A 17,819-nucleotide genomic window follows, 5' to 3' on the forward strand; every position below is an offset into this window, starting at 1 on the left:
ATACTCCCTGATGACCGATAGTGAACAAGTACCGTGAGGGAAAGGTGAAAAGCACCCCGATGAGGGGAGTGAAAGAGACCTGAAACCGGATGCCTACAAGCAGTCGGAGCCTCTTATGGGGTGACGGCGTACCTTTTGTATAATGGGTCAGCGAGTTTCTGTTTGCAGCGAGCTTAAGCCGGTAGGTGTAGGCGTAGCGAAAGCGAGTCTGAATAGGGCGAATGAGTTGCTGGCAGAAGACCCGAAACCGAGTGATCTAGCCATGGCCAGGCTGAAGGTGCGGTAACACGCACTGGAGGGCCGAACCCACGCCTGTTGAAAAAGTCGGGGATGAGCTGTGGCTAGGGGTGAAAGGCCAATCAAACTCGGAGATAGCTGGTTCTCCGCGAAATCTATTGAGGTAGATCGTCACGTATTGCCCTCGGGGGTAGAGCACTGGATGGGCTAGGGGGACCCAAAGTCTTACCAAACCTAACCAAACTCCGAATACCGAGGAGTATGAGCGTGGCAGACAGACAGTGGGTGCTAAGGTCCATTGTCGAGAGGGAAACAGCCCAGACCACCAGCTAAGGCCCCCAAATCGTGGCTAAGTGGGAAAGGATGTGGGGATTCCAAAACAACCAGGAGGTTGGCTTAGAAGCAGCCATCCTTTAAAGAAAGCGTAATAGCTCACTGGTCTAATAGAAACCCTGCGCCGAAAATGTAACGGGGCTCAAGCCACGTGCCGAAGCTGTGGGTGCATATCTTTGATATGCGCGGTAGCGGAGCGTTCCGTAGGTCTGCGAAGGAGACGGGGTGACCCTCTCTGGAGATATCGGAAGTGCGAATGCTGACATGAGTAGCGACAAACAGTGCGAGAAACACTGTCGCCGAAAGTCCAAGGGTTCCTGCGCAAGGTTAATCCACGCAGGGTGAGCCGGCCCCTAAGGCGAGGGCGAAAGCCGTAGTCGATGGGAACCAGTTGAATATTACTGGGCCTGCCAGAAGTGACGAATGCGATATGTTGTCTGGTCTTATTGGATTGACCAGGCTTTTGGAGCATTCCAGGAAATAGCTCTGGCGTATAGACCGTACCCGAAACCGACACAGGTGGACTGGTAGAGAATACCAAGGCGCTTGAGAGAACGATGCTGAAGGAACTAGGCAAATTACTTGCGTAACTTCGGGATAAGCAAGACCCGTCTCTGGGCAACCAGATGCGGGTGGCACAGACCAGGGGGTAGCGACTGTTTAGTAAAAACACAGGGCTGTGCGAAGTCGAGAGACGACGTATACGGCCTGACGCCTGCCCGGTGCCGGAAGGTTAAGAGGAGATGTGCAAGCATTGAATTGAAGCCCCGGTAAACGGCGGCCGTAACTATAACGGTCCTAAGGTAGCGAAATTCCTTGTCGGGTAAGTTCCGACCTGCACGAATGGCGTAACGACTTCCCCACTGTCTCCAGCATCGACTCAGCGAAATTGAATTCCCCGTGAAGATGCGGGGTACCCGCGGTCAGACGGAAAGACCCTATGAACCTTTACTGCAGCTTTGCAGTGGCATCAGAGACATCCTGTGTAGGATAGGTGGGAGGCTATGAAACCGAGGCGCCAGCTTCGGTGGAGCCGTCCTTGAAATACCACCCTGAATTTTTCTGATGTCTAACCGAGACCAGTCTAGCCTGGTCCGGGACCCTGCATGGTGGGCAGTTTGACTGGGGCGGTCGCCTCCCAAAGTGTAACGGAGGCGCGCGATGGTGGGCTCAGGTCGGTCGGAAACCGACTGTCGAGTGCAATGGCATAAGCCCGCCTGACTGTGAGAGTGACAGCTCGAACAGAGACGAAAGTCGGCCATAGTGATCCGGTGGTCCCACGTGGACGGGCCATCGCTCAACGGATAAAAGGTACTCTAGGGATAACAGGCTGATCTCCCCCAAGAGTCCACATCGACGGGGAGGTTTGGCACCTCGATGTCGGCTCATCACATCCTGGGGCTGGAGCAGGTCCCAAGGGTTCGGCTGTTCGCCGATTAAAGTGGTACGTGAGCTGGGTTTAGAACGTCGTGAGACAGTTCGGTCCCTATCTGCCGTGGGTGTATGAGACTTGAGAGGATTTGTCCCTAGTACGAGAGGACCGGGATGAACATACCTCTGGTGTACCGGTTGTCGCGCCAGCGGCACAGCCGGGTAGCTAAGTATGGACGGGATAACCGCTGAAAGCATCTAAGCGGGAAACCCACCTCAAAACTAGGTCTCACAGGGCCGTGAAAGACCATCACGTCAATAGGCCGGGTGTGGAAGCGTGGTAACACGTGAAGCTAACCGGTCCTAATCGCCCATATCGCTCACACAACGCTCTCCAGGAGAGCATACACATGCATAGCAATCATCCACGCAATACACTCATCATACAAAAAACCAACCTCCCACACCGACACACAGTTGTCGGGTGGATCAGAAGACCTGGTGGCTATGGCGGGAGACTTCCACCCGATCCCATCCCGAACTCGGACGTGAAACGCCCCAGCGCCTATGATACTGCATCTTAAGATGCGGAAAAGTCGGTCGCCGCCAGGTCCCCTGATCCACCCCACAAAAACACCACCCCCGCGGGGTGGAGCAGCCCGGTAGCTCGTCAGGCTCATAACCTGAAGGCCGCAGGTTCAAATCCTGCCCCCGCAACCAAAATCCCCATACAAAATCATGAAGCAGACGCGCCCCCACACAGCAGGCGCTGTGTATCATACTCTGGATATGACGGTATCGTTGCCCATACCCATCCGGCCTCCGCCGGTTCTCTACTTCCAGATGATCCGTAAGCCCATATATATATTGTAAGCTTGTCCGAAGCCGCGCGCTCTCTTCTAGCAGTGTCGCAAATGAGAATGCTTTTTCTGTATTCAGCGTGCGTAGTTGAGACACTGCAAAAACCGCTGATTGATGCCTCTCGACCAATCTGCACTGCGAATTCCTTCTTGAGAACTCTAATCGTCTCGGAAAAGGGCAGGGCGATCGACATTCAAGCGCTGAAGGCAGGCTCACACCACGCTGGGCGGATGGACTCTGCCGTCGGAGGTGGCGGACGAACACTCGCCCCTCGCATCATCCAAAGAATAATCGAGAAATAGTTAGGAACGAGCATCTTTCTACTCGTTGTCTATTGCGGCATGGTCGTGCTGAGACTTGCCATTGGGCGGTCGTCGCCAAGTAAGAAGAAAGAGCTGAGCTTGTGGTTTGTGTTGGTATTGACCTTGGAACGAGCAATTCGGTCATCGCCTATCTGAAGGATGGCGTTCCTACTCTCATCCCCAACGCTCTCGGGGAGACATTAACCCCGTCTGCTGTGACGCTCAGCGATCAGGATGAGATCCTCGTTGGTCAGGCCGCGCTTGATCGGCTTATCACCCATCCGCGCCGTACGGCTGCAGGATTTAAACGGTTGATGGGAACCAATGCAACACTGACTCTGGGCGATCATTCTTTTCGCCCGGAAGAACTGTCTGCACTGGTCCTGAGAGCCCTTTTGGAAATTCAGCGTGAGGGGTTTTCAGGGCGTCTGGCGTGTGATTCACACTCAGGATGTGGACGCCAGAACAACGAGGCCGAATGGCCGACATCACCGGTAGGACGAAACGCTATCCATCTGATCTGACCGATGAAGAATGGGAGCGCATAGCGCCCCTGATGCCGCCTGCGAACCGGCGTGGCCGGAAACGGGTGACCGATTTTCGTGAGATCATCAATGCACTGCGCTATCTTGTCCGCTCGGGCTGCGGCTGGGAGATGCTGCCGGCTCACTTTGGTCCGTGGCAGACCGTCTATTGGTGGTTCCGCAGGCTGATGCGCCGTTTTCTGTTTCAGACGATCCATGATGTCTGCCTGATGCTGGATCGTGAAGCAGCGCGACGCGAAGCCAGCCCATCCGGTGGTGTCATTGACAGCCAGAGCATCAAGGCTCCTCATGCAAAGACCCGTGGCTATGACGCCGGCAAGAAGATCGTTGGTCGTAAGCGCCATATTGCGGTTGATACAGATGGCCGACTGCTTCTGGTCAGGCTGACCCCAGCCAATATTTCGGATAGTGCGGGTGCACAGATGATCCTGGGTGCTATCCGCAAACGCTGGCCGTGGGTGAAGCATCTGTTCGCAGATGGGGCCTATGACCGCTTGCAGTTGATAGACAAAGCCGCCTTTTTTAACTTCACGGTCGAGATCATCCAGCGCTCAGATACGGAAAAAGGATTTGAAATCCTGCCACGTCGATGGGTCGTTGAGCGGACATTCGGCTGGATGATCCGCTGGCGCCGACTGGTGAGGGATTACGAACAGCGTATCGACGTGGCAGAGGCCATGATCCACATCGCCATGGGAAGCCTAATGCTACGCCGAAACGCTCATCCGTGAATTTCCAAAAGAGCTCTCAAGAGCTTCAAGCATGATGCCGAAGCGTTTCTCGGCGAAACGGTAACCCAGGCAGTCATTTCGGTTCCTGCCTATTTCGCAGAGCCACAGCGCCGCGCGACGTTGGCGGCGGCGCGTATCGCCGGTCTGGAGGCGCTACGCCTCGTCAATGAGCCTACGGCTGCAGCCCTGGCTTTCGGGCTGGAGAGCCGAGATGAAGGCCAGTTTCTTGTGCTTGATCTCGGGGGAGGGACGTTTGACGTCTCCTTGCTCAATAAATTCGAAGGGATCATGGAAATCCGGGCTTCATGCGGCGATTCCAATCTTGGGGGAAATGACTTTCGCGATTTGATCGCAGCCCTTTTTCTCGCCGATCAAAGGATCGAAGCCTCGTCTCTCAGTCCTGAAAGCTATGCCCAACTTATACGAGCTGCAGAGAGCCTCAAGCAGGCATTGACCACTCAGGATATCGCGCAGGAACGCTTTCATATCGCTTCTGAGCCAGTCGAGTGGACATTGTCGAGAGAGCGCTTCGAGGAAAATGCGACGCCACTCCTGACACGGCTACGCGCGCCGGTCGTCAGGGTTATGTCCGATACATCAGCTGAGGCAGCTGAAATCGATGAGATTATTCTCGTCGGCGGTGCGTCGCGGATGCCTCTGGTGCGTGCCCTAGTGACCAGACTGTTTCACCGTTTTCCTCTTGCTCATCCAAGACCGGATCACCTCATCGGCCTTGGGGCTGCGGTGCAGGCAGGGCTGGTTCAGCGAGACTCCGCGCTTGAAGATCTCATGATGACCGACGTGTGTCCGTTCACGCTCGGGACTTCGACGCAAGACGGTCACACCCATGAAAATATTATGAGCGTCATCATCGAGCGGAATAGCATTATCCCCATTAGTCGTACACGGCACTACGTACCGCTGGTCGACGGACAGGCGCATATCCTGTTCGATATCCTGCAAGGCGAGAATATCCGACCGGAAATGAATGTGACTCTCGGCGATGTCTTCGTCGCGCTGCCCACGGGTATCACCCGTAAGGACAGGGTATCGGTCTGCTTCACTTACGACGTCAGCGGTGCTCTCGAGGTGGAAATTCTGGTGGAAAAGACAGGGGCGCTAACCCGAAAAATCTTCGCCGGACAGAGCGGTCTGTCGCCCGAGGATATCGAGAAACGCTTTGTCGCCCTGCAGCAGATCAAGCTTGCGCCAAGGGATCAGATCGCGAACCACGCGCTTGTGGCGAGAGCCGAGCGCCTTTATGCCGAATCAGTGGGCGAACGACGCGACCTGATCGGTAATGAATTGATGCGTTTTCTGGCTCGGGTGGGAAAAGTGCCATTGCGTGAAGTGGCCGAGACCAGGGCGCAGTTCGGCGCGTGGTTGGACGCGATGGAACGCAATCTGCCATTCGCCTGATCGAGACGGCCTGTCATGCTAATTCCCGATGCCTGGCGCTTGCTTGGGCTTGAGCCCACAAGTGACAAGCGCGCTGTTAATCGCGCTTATGCACAAATCCTTCGCCGAACGCGGCCCGACGACGATCCGGTCGGTTTCGGTCTGCTTGTCGAGGCAAGGGCTCTCGCTCTTGACTCGGCCGATACGCTCCGGCGGCGTGAAGAGGCGGGGGAAGTCGATGACGATATAGTTGAAGACGAAGCTGGGATGCCTCGTCAGTTTACCAAGGTAATCCCGGTTTCTTACGAAGAACTATGCGTTCTGGCGGGAGTGCCTGTACAGCCTCCGCCAGTCGTCAGGCAGCCCGTTCCGGAGGAGCAGCAGAGGGACGGTGAGCACGACGAGACAGATGAAGCAGAGAGAGAAGATGAAGCTGCGCCGCGGGTCACGGCATATCCAGCGCGTTTGACGCCGCCGCCTTCTGACGGAGAGCTCGAAGGGAAGCCGTCAGTTCTCGCTTTCAAGCGGCCAATACCGCCCGATGAGGATAAGCGGCCTAGCGAAGGCGCACATGACGCCGAGACGCTTGCGCGAGAAACCGTTACCCACCTGATCCAGGCCATAAGCAAGAAACGGTCGGTGGTGTGGACGTAGCCGGAGTGGCACGTTGTTTTCAACAGGATTGATGCGACGCCGCTCAAAACCCAGCTTGAGCTGGCTTCATCGTTATGTTGCGCGATACTGAGCTTTCTACCCAACCCGGCGCAGCTGGGGGCTAGCGCCGAAAACTACGGTGCCCTTGTCAATATCGTCACTACGATGGCTGATCGATACGGTCTGGATTCCGGTGCGGTCGCGACTTTCAGAGAAATGCGCGGTGCGATCAATTGGGGAGACTGGATCGCCGTACGAAGGCGCAAGGAAGATAAAATCCATTACGGAGAGCGAGCCAGTTTTTCCGATTACTGTGCGGTGCTTCCCCTTGGATTGCATCTCATGGCCTTGTTTCCGGTCAAATGCCGCGAGGCCGTGCCTGCAAAGGAAATGAGCTTCATCGCGCGCTTATGGATGCGTCTCAAGTTTTGCCTGGGCACCTGTTTCCTTCCCAGCTACCGCCTCGCTGAAGCTGGTATGACGCGGTTGTCCATCGCGTGGTCTGTGGCGACACTGGCAATTTTCGCGCTGACCGTCGCCCTGTTCTTTTCAGGGTCGACAAAAGGCACAGCGGATATTCTGCTGCTGGCGGCGCATGACAGCCTCAAGGCGATCCTTGGTTTCATTCACGTCTCGAGTGAGGCGGTTCGCCGCCTTCTGATCGGCGCAACATTCTTCCTGCGTATCCTGCCGCTCCTGCTCATACCGTTTATGGTCGGTTATCTGGCGCGCAAGCGTATCGAAATCTGTGACGGACGCGGCCTCGTGTCCATCGCGCAGCGTGCGCCCGTGCTCCGGCCGGCAGGTGGCATTAAAGCATTGCCAAAAGCGCAGTTGATCGATCTGTGCGGGCTGTTCGGGCTTCCCATGCTCCTATTAGCGAGCGACCCGGATCTCAACGGCAGAAGCGCCTGGCGTCAGCTCGCCTCGCCTGAAGTTACGAGTATTGCCGATAGCAGTACTCTCGCCTTTATGCATCACACGTCGAAGGATAACGGGTTCTATATTGGCTTTCATCTTGCTCAGGCCGGAGGCTCGCCGGCTCGTATCGGTCTCACCTCATGTCGTCCAGGGGCGGTTACAGGCTATGACTGCAAGGCCGATTTTCTTGCCCCCGGTACGACCATCGATTGGATGGAAACGCCCGACGATATCCCGAGCGTGAAAATGGTGATTGAGGACAAGATTTTGAAAGGAGGCAGACAGTCCCTGATCTACCGTTTCGATCGGGGCACGCAGGCCTGGAAATCATTGCCGCAACTGTCCTTTTGTCAGAACGTCGATTTCAGCTGTACTGCCTCCATCGGAAGCAGCGGCGCCGTTGTTACTGCTTTTCAACGGCTTGCCGATGACGGGCTACGGTATGGTGTCGCCCTATGGAAGGTCGATTATCCCCGGGATTTCAAGTTTCGCGCTCGCACGACCCAATCGCTTCTGGGAGAGAGGGTGTGGCTGAATACTGCAACCTCCTCCAATGAGGCGCTGTTTATCGCACTCAACGACCCTGTTCCAGCATCGCTCTATGCGCAGGCCATGGATCAGACGCCCAGATTGTTGGGGACTTTCCCGCTTCATCCTAACGGCCAACTCCTAGCTCATTGGAGGGGCGCGAAACTGATCCTCAAAGGATTGTTCACCGGCCCCGCAGGACGCGAGCTGCGTAGTTTTATCGCAGAGAAGGGGCGCATCCGCGCCGTAACCATCGCCGATCAGGAAATCCTGCTGCGTAAGGAAGGCCAGCTGGCCGATACCAGTATAACTGCGGGGGCAACGCTCGATCTCAGTTGCGATGGGGGGCAAAGCTGGCAGAAACTGACCTTGCCCAACATGTTACGCCGCGCGGTTTTCTCGACTGATGGCAAGACCCTTTTCGCTTACGGCGCTTTCGGTCTTTTTGCCAGGGATTGCAATGCCGAAATGAGAGACGGCCAGCCTTCCTGCAGATTTGCGGACACCGATAAGTGAAAAGCGACCGCTTCCCTCCTGACAGAACGTGTCGACGTCAGGAGGGAAGCGCTTTCCTGGGTTTGAGCAGGTGAAAGAGCGGTCCGGTGAGCAGGGTCGAGATAACGGCCAGTACCATGAGCGAGGCGAAGGCGAATTCGGAGAGCATACCTTGCTCGTGCAGGATGGTCGCCGCCACGATTTCCATCAGGCCCTTGCATTGTAGCAGGGCACCAAGCCCCAGTGTCTGACGTCGCGATAGTCCGGCGGTTGGCGGGAAAATATAGATTGAGCCGATCTTCACCACAATTGAGATGGCGACGAGTGACAGCGAGGCCAGGACAGAAGGCCAGGTCAAGGCGTCGCCATTGATCCGCATTCCGCTATGACCAAAGAAGAGAGGCGCTACCCAGACCAGCGCAAAAGTAGAGATAGCCTCGAAGGGCAGGCGTCGTACCCATGATGGCGGCATGAAGGCCCCGGCGAAATAGGCGCCGATCAGCTCGTGCAGCCCCAGGGTCATGCTCGCCCAGGATCCTAGGCTGAGATAAAGCGGGACCACAGCCCAGATGAGTATCCGCGGAGGATTGCGGAAATGGCGTGACGCCAGTGAACCGCAAGTTGCCAAGGCGATGAGCATAAGCGCCGCACCTCCTTCGCGCAGGCCCCAGCTATGCATGGCGGTTTGACGCTCTGCAGAGAACTGCAACAGGGCAAGGCCGATCCAGAGCGTGGCGTCATCGATGACCGCGAGTTTGAGCGCCAGTTGTCCGATCGGCTTGTCGGCGATCGGCAACTCCCTGACGATGCCGATGAGCACGGGCAGGGCGCTCACGGCAATGCACAAACCGATGGAGGCGGCAGCGATGCCGGGCGTGACAGCGGGCGCGTGCCAGCCGGGGAGGGGCAGGAAGAAATAATAAACGAGGATGGTGCCTATCAGAAAAGGCCCACCCAGTGCCATGGCAGCACCGCCCAAGAGGCGCGCAAGGCCGGGTTTCGGGAGGGCGTTTTCTGCGCTCTGACCCTCGGGGTGCTGCCACATCTCCATCCCCGCAGTGAAGGCGAGCACGAGTACGGCGATCCAGCCGATGGTATCACCATAGAAAGAAGGGATGCCGATGCTTTTGAGCGGTAGATGCCAGACGGCGGCCATAATGCCAATCAGGATCGGAATAACAGCAATGGGTATGACGCGGCCAAGCAGGCGCCAAAGCACCCAGGGAACACAGACAAAAATACCGATATCTGCCAGGACCGCAGTCAGATCGTTCATACCCATCCCTTCGATTTTTCACGCAAAGATAGCTTGGATGGGAGAGAAAGCGCAAACCTGACGTCAAAAGCCATGAAATTGCTGAAGACAGTAGCTGGTTTTTACACGCTTACGGATGCGGTGGAAATATTTCATCAAGATTCTCCGTCTATTTATTTTTTGTTTGAGGTGTAGACTTGTTTACTTGTATTGTTCGCTCGTGAAGGACCAATCATGCCCCCGCATGTCTCAATCTACCAGCATCCCCAGGAAAAGGGATATGGTGCGGCTCTGACCGTTATCGGTAGCGCGCTTTGGCTGCTGATTATTCTGAGTGTCTTCCTACAGAAAAATCCGGTTGCTGCGCTGATTGCCTTGGTCATCTATGGCCTGCTGCTCTGGGTCATGATGAAGTTCATGGCAGCCTTGTTCCGTGCATGGATGGTCGGCAGCATGGTGGTGCTCTCAGAGAAGCAATTCCCGGAACTGCATGCAATCTTTGTCGATGTCAGTCGGAAGCTCGGCCTTGAGACGGCGCCTGAAGCCTTTATCTATAATTCTCACGGCGTGATGAACGCGCTCGCCCTTCGGCTGTCGCGTGGGCGTTATGTGCTATTGACTTCAGCGCTTGTCGAAGCTGAGGACAATGCGCAGCTTCGTTTCGTCATCGGGCACGAGATTGCTCATCACGTGCTGGGTCATCTCAATTCGGCGAAGCATTTCATCCGTTATCCGGCTTTCTTCGTGCCTTTTCTCTATCCGGCCTATTCGCGCGCCCGCGAATATAGCTGCGATGCGGTAAGTGCGTTTCTTCTGGAGGACAAGCACCAGGCCCTGACCGCATTACAGATGTTGGCCTGTGGTGCCAAGCGTCTGAACTACGAGATGAGTCCGTCAGCCTTTGTAGATCAGGAAAAACTTATGCCTGCCTTCGCTGGGTTTTGCCGCGAGATCTTTCTGAGTCACCCGCGCATGACCCGTCTTGTCGCGCGTCTGATGTCCCTCTTCCCGAACGTGACGATGAAGCCGGATACAACGCCTGTCAGCGTTCAAGATGTAGCTTGACCAGCGTTTGGGTCTTGTCCGGCTTCGTGATGACCTCAACTATTCTCCGGTCATGTGACCGGAGAACGGGAAGCGTCAGACGACCATGGGGGTGTCAGAACCCTGCCTGCATGCTGATCGAGAAGGAACGGGGGGCGCCGATCAGAACCTCGGACGGATAGCTCGTATCGGCCCATTGTACGAAATGCTTGTTGGCAAGATTGTCGATGCGACCGTACAGGGTAAAGCCCCTGCGGATATGCCAGCCCGCAAAAACGTTCACGAGAGCATAATCCTTGAGCGAAAGCGTATTGGCAAAATCGCCCTTGCGCGCAGAGACATAGCGCATGCCTGCGCCGAGATCGACAGGCAGGTCCAGCGCCGAAGACCATACAGCCCAGAGATTGGCGGTTACCGCAGGTACGTTGGGCACCTGATTGCCTGAGGCGTCTGTCGCGGCATCGGGATAGAATGTGCCGTAATGCGCATCTGTATAGGCAACATTGCCTGACAGGCTCCAATGGCGGTCGAGACGCCAATCGGCCTGACCCTCTACCCCACGCGAATGTTGGCTTCCGGCGGTCGAGACAGAATCCTGACCTGTCTGAACCAGAACCCGAGTGCGTCGGATATCGAAGAGGGAGAGTGTGGTAACAAGCCGGCCCGAAAGCGTACTTGCCTTCACGCCGATTTCCCCCTGACGCGAATGGCTCAGACGGCTGAATTGCCCTTTGTTGGCAAGGAACAGGTTTGAGCCTGGCGGATCTTCTGCAGTCGTATACACACCATAGAGGCTGACATTGGGCAGAATGTCGTAAACCGGGCCGATACGGAAATTGGCAGGGTTGTAATGGCCCTTGAAGCTCGTTGCCGCGTTGAATTGCCCATTCTGATTGTAGTTCTTGCGGTCGAGCGAGAGCCAGTCATAGCGAAATCCGCCGACCAGACGCAGAGTACGGGTCAGTGAAAGCGTGTCTTCCAGAAAGAGCCCGGCATCGATCAGGGTGGTTGGCGATTTGCGGTAAGGATACTCCCCGGCGAAATTGCCCAATGCGCCGCCTTCCGGGTCAGTCAGCGAGACACTGTCGGCATAGCTGGCGTCGGGAAAACCACGATTGCGGATGAAGCGCAGATAATAGGCGTCTCCTCCAATCACCAGACGGTTCTTCAACCCGAAAAACGTGGAGTCAAAGCGGGCGTCAATCGTATCACCGACCTGATGCTGGTTCTGATAGACATAGAACCGGTCACGCCCGATCCGCCCCGGCTCGATTGGGGCATTACTGGCATCGACTGCGCCTTCGCTACCGATATAGCTGTAGGTCTCGGCATTGTCCCACCGCCGTTTGGCATAGGAGAAATAGGCCTTGTCATGCAGAGTGAGCCGGTCGTTCACGATCCAGTTCAGATGCAGGGTCGGCGTAGCATTGACCGAACTCGCTCGTGGGTTGGCAACATTGTAATTGCGCCAGAGCGAGGCCTTGCTGACAACCAGCCCGCTCGATGAATGCAGAAGACCCCTGGCTTGATCCTGAACGGCAGAGCCCGGCACCAGAGGGGCGCCGTAATAGGTGGAAAGCTCATCTGTCAGGTAATCCATCCCCAGTCGGGCCGAGAAATTCTGTGACGGATGCCAGAGCAGGGTCGTCGTCCAGTCATTGCTGTGCGGATCAGCGCCCTTGACGAAGCCATCTGACGAGGTGCGGCTGAAATCACTGCGTATGGCCAGCGTCGGTGACAGCGGGATCGACCCGCCAATGCCTGCGTTCCAGGTGTTGAAGCTGCCATAGGAAACCAGCGTGTCCAGATGCGCATGATCCGGGTCGGGGCTGCGTGTGCGCATATCAACCGTGCCACCCACAGCGCCTTGTCCATAAAGAACGGAAGACGGCCCTTTGAGAACCTCAACTGCCTCTAGATTGAAGGCGTTCAGCGGCCGGTTCACCATGGTGGTGGGGCCGAAATAGAACCCGTCGCGCAGGATCAGGATCTGATTACCGCTGAACCCGCGCATCATGAGCTGCGCCGGGTTGCCCGGTGACCCGCCAGAAGTGACGCCCGGTGCAAAATCGGCAGCCTGTTCGGCCTGGGCATAACCGCGCTGCGAGATGATTTTCTGGTCAATCACCGCAATCGAGGCCGGGTTATGCTGCAGGCTCAGGCCGAGCCTGCCACCGATGGCAGGCCGGGCATTGAGCCCGGTGCTTTGCCCGTGGGCGGTAATGTATTCATCATTCGCTCCCTGATCCTGCGCGACGGCCTGAGGGAGGGAGAGCAGGGGAAGCCCTGAGAGAAGAAGCGATCTGAAGGGGCGCAAAGGGCGCATGGTGGCGGATCTATCCGGTCTGTTCACGTCACTACGATGGGCAGATTTGCACCCGCCACTTCCGGGACACCCCGCCCATCAGTTCTCGTCCGTGACCATGGATGATGGCAGGTCTCCTGACTTGTGCGTCACCGAGCAACAACGTGCCTTCCCGGGGGGATAAACCCAGTGGCCGGGCCGCAAGGGCCCTTGTCAGTGCTCTCTTCACCTACAGTTGCGGGGGCAGTCATGGCATCGCACCATGTTCCCTTTTCATCCCGGCGAGCGGGAACCATCGCGCGCGACCCTACTGCCCGCGCACGCCCTGTCAATCAGGAGCGTAGCTGACGCAGGTCTCTTGTAACGCTCGCGTAACCCAAATGACACGCGCCTCTTCTCAGCTCGGGTTTGTCGGGCTTTTGGCCATATGGGGATCAGAATGGGACGGTGATTCGTTTTCGACATGTCCGGCCAGTGCGAGCAGAACCGTGCCCGCCTGGTCTCTCAATTCCAGGTGATACCAGTTCTGGCTGGGGCCCAGATCGACAATCTCGACGCGTTGCGTATCGGACTTGAAAGGACGCGCTTCACTCCTGCCGTTATAGAGATTACTCAGGACCGCCTCTTTGCTGGCTGGGTTTGATACCGTGAAGACGAGGCGCAAGCTGTTCTCTCCTTCCTCCTGTAGCAGGGCCACGCCGCTTGCGGGACGATGGAGGCGGTAAAAACCGTTTGGTCCGTAGATCTCGACCACCCCCTCAGGCGCGCAGGCGAACAGGCTGATCGTGCCTGCGGGTACGGTCAGATGCTGGCTAGCCATGCCCGTCTGGCGAATGCGGAAGACGACACCTTGTCTGCCGGTATTACTGAAAGTGAGTTTTGTCGGATCATCGGCATGGGTGGTGACGGCAAAGCGATAGGGCAGGGCGCGGCTCGGCCTCTGCCCCGTTTCCTGCACGGGCAGCCTTCCGTGTGACGGCACGAGCGGCGGCGGATGCGCGCAGGATAGACGCGTCTGTGGCAGATAGTCGTCGGTATTGGGAAGCTCTGCCGACCATTCAGCGTCGGGTTTCGAAAAATCGAAGACGGAGGTCAGATCGCCACAGACAGCACGCCGCCAGGGGGTGATGGTGGGACATGCGACGCCAAAACGCTTTTCGAGAAATTGCAGGATCGAGGTGTGGTCGAATACCTGCGAATTGACCCATCCCCCCTTTGTCCAGGGAGAGATGATCAGCGCAGGCACGCGCGGCCCGAGACCCACAGGCTCGCCATGATAGCTCTCACCTGCGGATGAAACAGTCGTGCTGCCTTGCCCCGCAAGCGCAGGGACAGGCGGTGGCACATGGTCGAAAAAGCCGTCATTCTCATCGTAATTCAGAATGAAGACTGTTTTGGCCCAGGTCTCGGGGTGACGGACGAAGATGTCGATGAGTTTCGAGATCAGATGCTCGCCAAAGCCGGGGGGGGCTTCGGGATGTTCCGACAGGGCAGCTGGCGGAACGATCCACGAGACCTGTGGCAGGGTGCCGCCTGCAACATCATGCTCGAAAGCATCCAGAAGGTAACGTCCTTCAAGCTCGTGCATGTTCTCCTTGTTCGAGCCGGGAGCGATGGCGCGGGCGTTCAGATAGCGCCAGTCCTTGCGGTCGAGGTTGCGGAACTGGCGGAACGAGGCGAGGGGGTTGTCGCCGAAATTGTCGTATTCCTGGTAGAATTTCCAGGTGACACCGCCCTCTTGCAGTCGTTCAGGGTAGGTCGTCCAGTCGAAAGGCGTGAATTTCGGGTTGTCATGGGCCATGTCAGCAGACCAGTTGCCGTCATCGACATTCTCGACTGCCTGCTTGCCCGCTGAACCGACGGCGAGCCCGTTCGTGCCGGTGAAGAAATAGAGACGATTTGGATTGGTCGGCCCGAAGATCGAGGCGTGATAGGCGTCGCAGATCGTGAAGGCATCGGCCAAAGCATAGTAATAGGGAATTTCCTTGCGGGTGAAATATCCCATGGTCATGGGTGTCTTGTGCGGTACCCAGCTATCCCACTCACTCCATGCTGCCTGCGTGCCTTTCCAGCTATGGTCGAGGCTTTTCAGGCAGGCGGCAGAGGTATGCACAGTGTCGAACAGGAAGGGCCAGATAGCCCGGCCCTTCTCGTCTTTCTGGGCAAAGACCGAACTGCCATCAGCCTGGCGTTCTGCCCGTGGGTCACCAAAGCCGCGTACACCGCGCAGCGTGCCGAAATAATGGTCGAAAGCCCGGTTTTCCTGCATCAGGATAACAACGTGCTTGACGTCCTTGATCGTGCCGGTTTCCCGGTTGGCTGGAATGGCCAGAGCCTGTTTCAGGTTTTCAGGCAGCATGGCCCCAGCGAGGGCGGCAGCACCGAGATTGAGAAAATGCCGTCGGCTGGGTTTCATGCTGGCTGATCCGTCTCTCAGTTGAAATGCTTGCGGATGGTAAAGAATACCATGCGCGGGGCCGCAGCCTGAAGGGTCTGGAACGTGCCCGAAGGGTCGGAATTGATGAATCCGTTGCTGCCCACCGTCGCGACATAGCGCTTGTCGAACAGGTTCGAGACGTTGATCTGGGTATCAAGCCCGCGCAGCCAGAAATTATGGCTCTTGAAGCGGTAGCCGAGATTCAGGTTGAACACGTCGTTGGCCGGAACATAGGCGTCGTTCGTATAGGTGTAGTAGCGACGGTCCTGGATCTGCATAAGGACGTTGCCCCAGATCTGGCCGTCGTCATAGCCGAGCTGCAGATTGGCGAGGTTGCGCGGCATACCGACCACGTTCTTGCCCTTGATTGCGGCGGAAACCGTACCATTCGCCATCACATCGTCCTGATAGAAGGAGTTGTTGAAGGCATAGGAAGCGAAGATCGACCAGTTTGGAGCAAACTGCCAGTTCACGGCAGTGTCGATGCCACGGGATATGACCCCACCGACATTCGAGAGAACCGAGGCATTGCCCTGAATGCCCACGCCCTGCGTCACCGAAAGAAGGCGGTTTTCGAACTGAACGTAATAGCCGGTCACCGTCGCCTGGAAGGTTTTGGTATGATAGCGATAGCCAAGTTCCTCGGTATTCGACATTTCAGGCTTCAGACGCCCCTGCAGCGCCTGGAATCCTGCCACCGTGGTCGAGAACGGCCCGGATGTCTGGGCGCTGTCAAAGGCCGCCATATTGCGGCTGTAATCGAGGAAGATCTCGTGATTATGGTTGAAGCGGTAATTTGCGCCAACCTGCGGCAGGAAGCCATTGCTGGCATTCAGCGATCCTGACGGATAGGCCGTGGCGACAGGTGTGCCGAGATAATTGCCGTTCATGGCGCGCGCCGTATTGTCAACGATCAGCGACTTGAAGCCGTAATTGACCTTCAGCTTTGGCGTGATTTTCCAGGTATCTCCCAGATGCACCTGATAGGTTTTGGTGTTGAAGGCGCTCTGCCACTGCGTGGCAAAGGCGTTGTCGCGATACCAGTGGATGGAAGAGGGCGATCCGTCGAGCGCGAGGGGATAGAAGCGGCGTGCCTGATTGAAATTGTTGTTCTCGAACCAGAAACCACCCTCAATGCTGTGATTGGCAATCTTGTAGGTCAGGCTGCCGATAAACCCGGCACGGTGGATGTCGTATTCTGTTGTGCGTGTGGAGAGGGGTGACCCTCCCAGCTGGGCCGGTGTGGCGGTGTAAGGCGTGACCCATACACCTTCGCCGGTATTCGTATGGCCATAGCCCATGACATAACCTGAGAGGCGATTATTGACCCGGAAATCGAGCTTGCCATAGCCCAGCGCGTCTTCGCGCAGGCCACCTGCGTTATAATAAACGGTATCTTGGTTTTCGACCCCCTTGGGGAAGGCAGTCCCGTTCTGATAGGCATAGGCAATCTGCTTGGCGAGGGCATAATTGCCGGTGATATTGTCCAGATTATAGCCATAGGTCTTGATCTGGGAGAGGGAGAGATCCTGATAGTCGTTTTCAGCGCGCTTGGACCAGTCGCCGAACACGGTCAGTTTCAGATGTTCGCCCAGAGGCTGAACGAATTTGGCGTTGGCCTGATCCTGGCGCTGAACGCCATCGCCCTTCCACTTGTTCGCATCCTGATGATTGTAGGAAACGTAGAACTTGCCGCCCCCTTTGAGCAGGCCGCTATTGATACGCGCGAAGGTGCGCCATGTTGACGCCGAGCCGATTGTACCGCTCACATCGGCGCCGAATTTGTCGGAGGGGTCGATCGAGGTGAATTGCAGTGCACCGCCGAGATCGTTCGAGGCGGCAACGCCGACTGCACCTGCGCCCTGGGTCAGGGTTGCAGGGCCGTTGTTTTCCGTCTGAAGAGCACGTCCGATCGAAAGGCCGTTATCGTTGCCATAGGCCAGATTGCCCAGCGGCACGCCGTCGAAGGTGAAGCCGAGACGGCTCTGATCGAAACCACGGATGATGATCTGCTGTGACCATTCATAGGAACCCAGCGGGTCTGATGAGGTGAACATCACACCGGGCAGTTTCGAGAGCGCCTTGAAGGGGCTGGTGCCGGGTGTATATTCCTGAATGGCCGTGCGCGAGATCGTCTGTGTTTCGCGGGCCTGACCGGCGCCGAGCACGATGATCGACTCAGGGGTCCTGGCATCGACAGCGTTCGAGCGCGCCTTTGTCTTGTCCTTCTGGCGGACCGTCTTTTTGTCTGTTACATGGCTGGTTGTCTTGCCAGCAACGGAAGCTTTCTGGCTTGAGGCGCTATCCTGAGCATGAGCCCTGTTCGTCGCATGTCCGGCAATCAGCAGGGCCGGAAGGCTGGCGGAAAGAACAAGGCTGAGTCTGAGTTTCATCGATTGGGG

The 17,819-nt window shown here is 56.9% G+C and carries 10 protein-coding genes, 1 tRNA gene, 2 rRNA genes and 1 riboswitch (1 of these 14 only partly in view); of the genes, 9 read left to right on the forward strand and 4 right to left on the reverse strand.

Translation table 11 applies throughout. The features are described from left to right. From AAID99_RS03475 to AAID99_RS03510, 8 genes are all read left to right on the forward strand, one after another. Window positions 1-2,328, forward strand: a 23S ribosomal RNA gene (locus AAID99_RS03475); it begins 413 nt to the left of the window's first position. Window positions 2,329-2,438: 110 nt separating this feature from the next. Then, window positions 2,439-2,553, forward strand: a 5S ribosomal RNA gene (gene rrf, locus AAID99_RS03480). A gap of 31 nt (window positions 2,554-2,584) precedes the next feature. After that, window positions 2,585-2,661: transfer RNA gene (locus AAID99_RS03485), tRNA-Met, on the forward strand. A 544-nt stretch (window positions 2,662-3,205) separates the two neighbouring features. Beyond that, entirely contained in the window at window positions 3,206-3,628 is a 423-nt protein-coding gene (locus tag AAID99_RS03490; RefSeq protein ID WP_498493150.1) for an Hsp70 family protein, read from the forward strand. Next, complete coding sequence (locus AAID99_RS03495; RefSeq protein WP_264784332.1) at window positions 3,556-4,380, forward strand: IS5 family transposase; 825 nt, start codon at window positions 3,556-3,558, stop codon at window positions 4,378-4,380. Before AAID99_RS03490 ends, AAID99_RS03495 begins: the two co-directional genes overlap by 73 nt. Further along, window positions 4,381-5,799: an Hsp70 family protein gene (locus tag AAID99_RS03500; RefSeq protein WP_498494256.1), complete on the forward strand. Its 1,419-nt coding sequence runs from the start codon at window positions 4,381-4,383 to the stop codon at window positions 5,797-5,799. Window positions 5,800-5,814: 15 nt separating this feature from the next. After that, window positions 5,815-6,432, forward strand: coding sequence for a hypothetical protein (locus AAID99_RS03505; RefSeq protein ID WP_498493151.1), 618 nt, complete (start codon window positions 5,815-5,817; stop codon window positions 6,430-6,432). Between the two features lie 165 nt (window positions 6,433-6,597). Continuing rightward, window positions 6,598-8,397, forward strand: a complete 1,800-nt coding sequence (locus AAID99_RS03510; protein ID WP_498493152.1) for a hypothetical protein — start codon at window positions 6,598-6,600, stop codon at window positions 8,395-8,397. Between the two features lie 37 nt (window positions 8,398-8,434). On the opposite strand, the gene AAID99_RS03515 is transcribed toward AAID99_RS03510, so the two are convergent. Next, entirely contained in the window at window positions 8,435-9,652 is a 1,218-nt protein-coding gene (locus tag AAID99_RS03515; protein ID WP_498493153.1) for a cation:proton antiporter, read from the reverse strand. 213 nt (window positions 9,653-9,865) lie between these two features. Here AAID99_RS03515 and AAID99_RS03520 point away from each other — a divergent pair, with 213 nt between their 5' ends. Continuing rightward, window positions 9,866-10,696 (forward strand): M48 family metallopeptidase, encoded by an 831-nt coding sequence (locus AAID99_RS03520; protein WP_498493154.1) that lies wholly within the window; start codon window positions 9,866-9,868, stop codon window positions 10,694-10,696. 94 nt (window positions 10,697-10,790) lie between these two features. Here the strand turns inward: AAID99_RS03520 and AAID99_RS03525 are convergent, their stop codons facing one another. From AAID99_RS03525 to AAID99_RS03535, 3 genes are all read right to left on the reverse strand, one after another. Next, window positions 10,791-13,001: a TonB-dependent receptor gene (locus AAID99_RS03525; protein ID WP_498493155.1), complete on the reverse strand. Its 2,211-nt coding sequence runs from the start codon at window positions 12,999-13,001 to the stop codon at window positions 10,791-10,793. Window positions 13,002-13,090: 89 nt separating this feature from the next. Beyond that, a riboswitch (cobalamin riboswitch) is annotated at window positions 13,091-13,292 on the reverse strand. A gap of 85 nt (window positions 13,293-13,377) precedes the next feature. Then, the gene (locus tag AAID99_RS03530) at window positions 13,378-15,396 is read right to left on the reverse strand and encodes a phosphocholine-specific phospholipase C (protein WP_498493156.1); all 2,019 of its coding nucleotides are present in this window, start codon (window positions 15,394-15,396) and stop codon (window positions 13,378-13,380) included. A 17-nt stretch (window positions 15,397-15,413) separates the two neighbouring features. Next, window positions 15,414-17,810 carry a TonB-dependent receptor gene (locus AAID99_RS03535; RefSeq protein ID WP_498493157.1) on the reverse strand — a complete coding sequence of 799 codons (2,397 nt, stop codon included), beginning with the start codon at window positions 17,808-17,810 and terminating at the stop codon, window positions 15,414-15,416. Window positions 17,811-17,819 lie beyond the last annotated feature (9 nt).

This window comes from Asaia sp. Ae19-3, assembly GCF_059801175.1.

Bases quoted from the DNA above. Each gene is read 5' to 3' on its own strand.
- AAID99_RS03495 (WP_264784332.1), top strand. From the start codon at position 3,556: ATGTGGACGCCAGAACAACGAGGCCGAATGGCCGACATCACCGGTAGG.
- AAID99_RS03505 (WP_498493151.1), top strand. From the start codon at position 5,815: ATGCTAATTCCCGATGCCTGGCGCTTGCTTGGGCTTGAGCCCACAAGT.
- AAID99_RS03510 (WP_498493152.1), top strand. From the start codon at position 6,598: ATGGCTGATCGATACGGTCTGGATTCCGGTGCGGTCGCGACTTTCAGA.
- AAID99_RS03515 (WP_498493153.1), bottom strand. From the start codon at position 9,652: ATGAACGATCTGACTGCGGTCCTGGCAGATATCGGTATTTTTGTCTGT.
- AAID99_RS03520 (WP_498493154.1), top strand. From the start codon at position 9,866: ATGCCCCCGCATGTCTCAATCTACCAGCATCCCCAGGAAAAGGGATAT.
- AAID99_RS03525 (WP_498493155.1), bottom strand. From the start codon at position 13,001: ATGCGCCCTTTGCGCCCCTTCAGATCGCTTCTTCTCTCAGGGCTTCCC.
- AAID99_RS03530 (WP_498493156.1), bottom strand. From the start codon at position 15,396: ATGAAACCCAGCCGACGGCATTTTCTCAATCTCGGTGCTGCCGCCCTC.
- AAID99_RS03535 (WP_498493157.1), bottom strand. From the start codon at position 17,810: ATGAAACTCAGACTCAGCCTTGTTCTTTCCGCCAGCCTTCCGGCCCTG.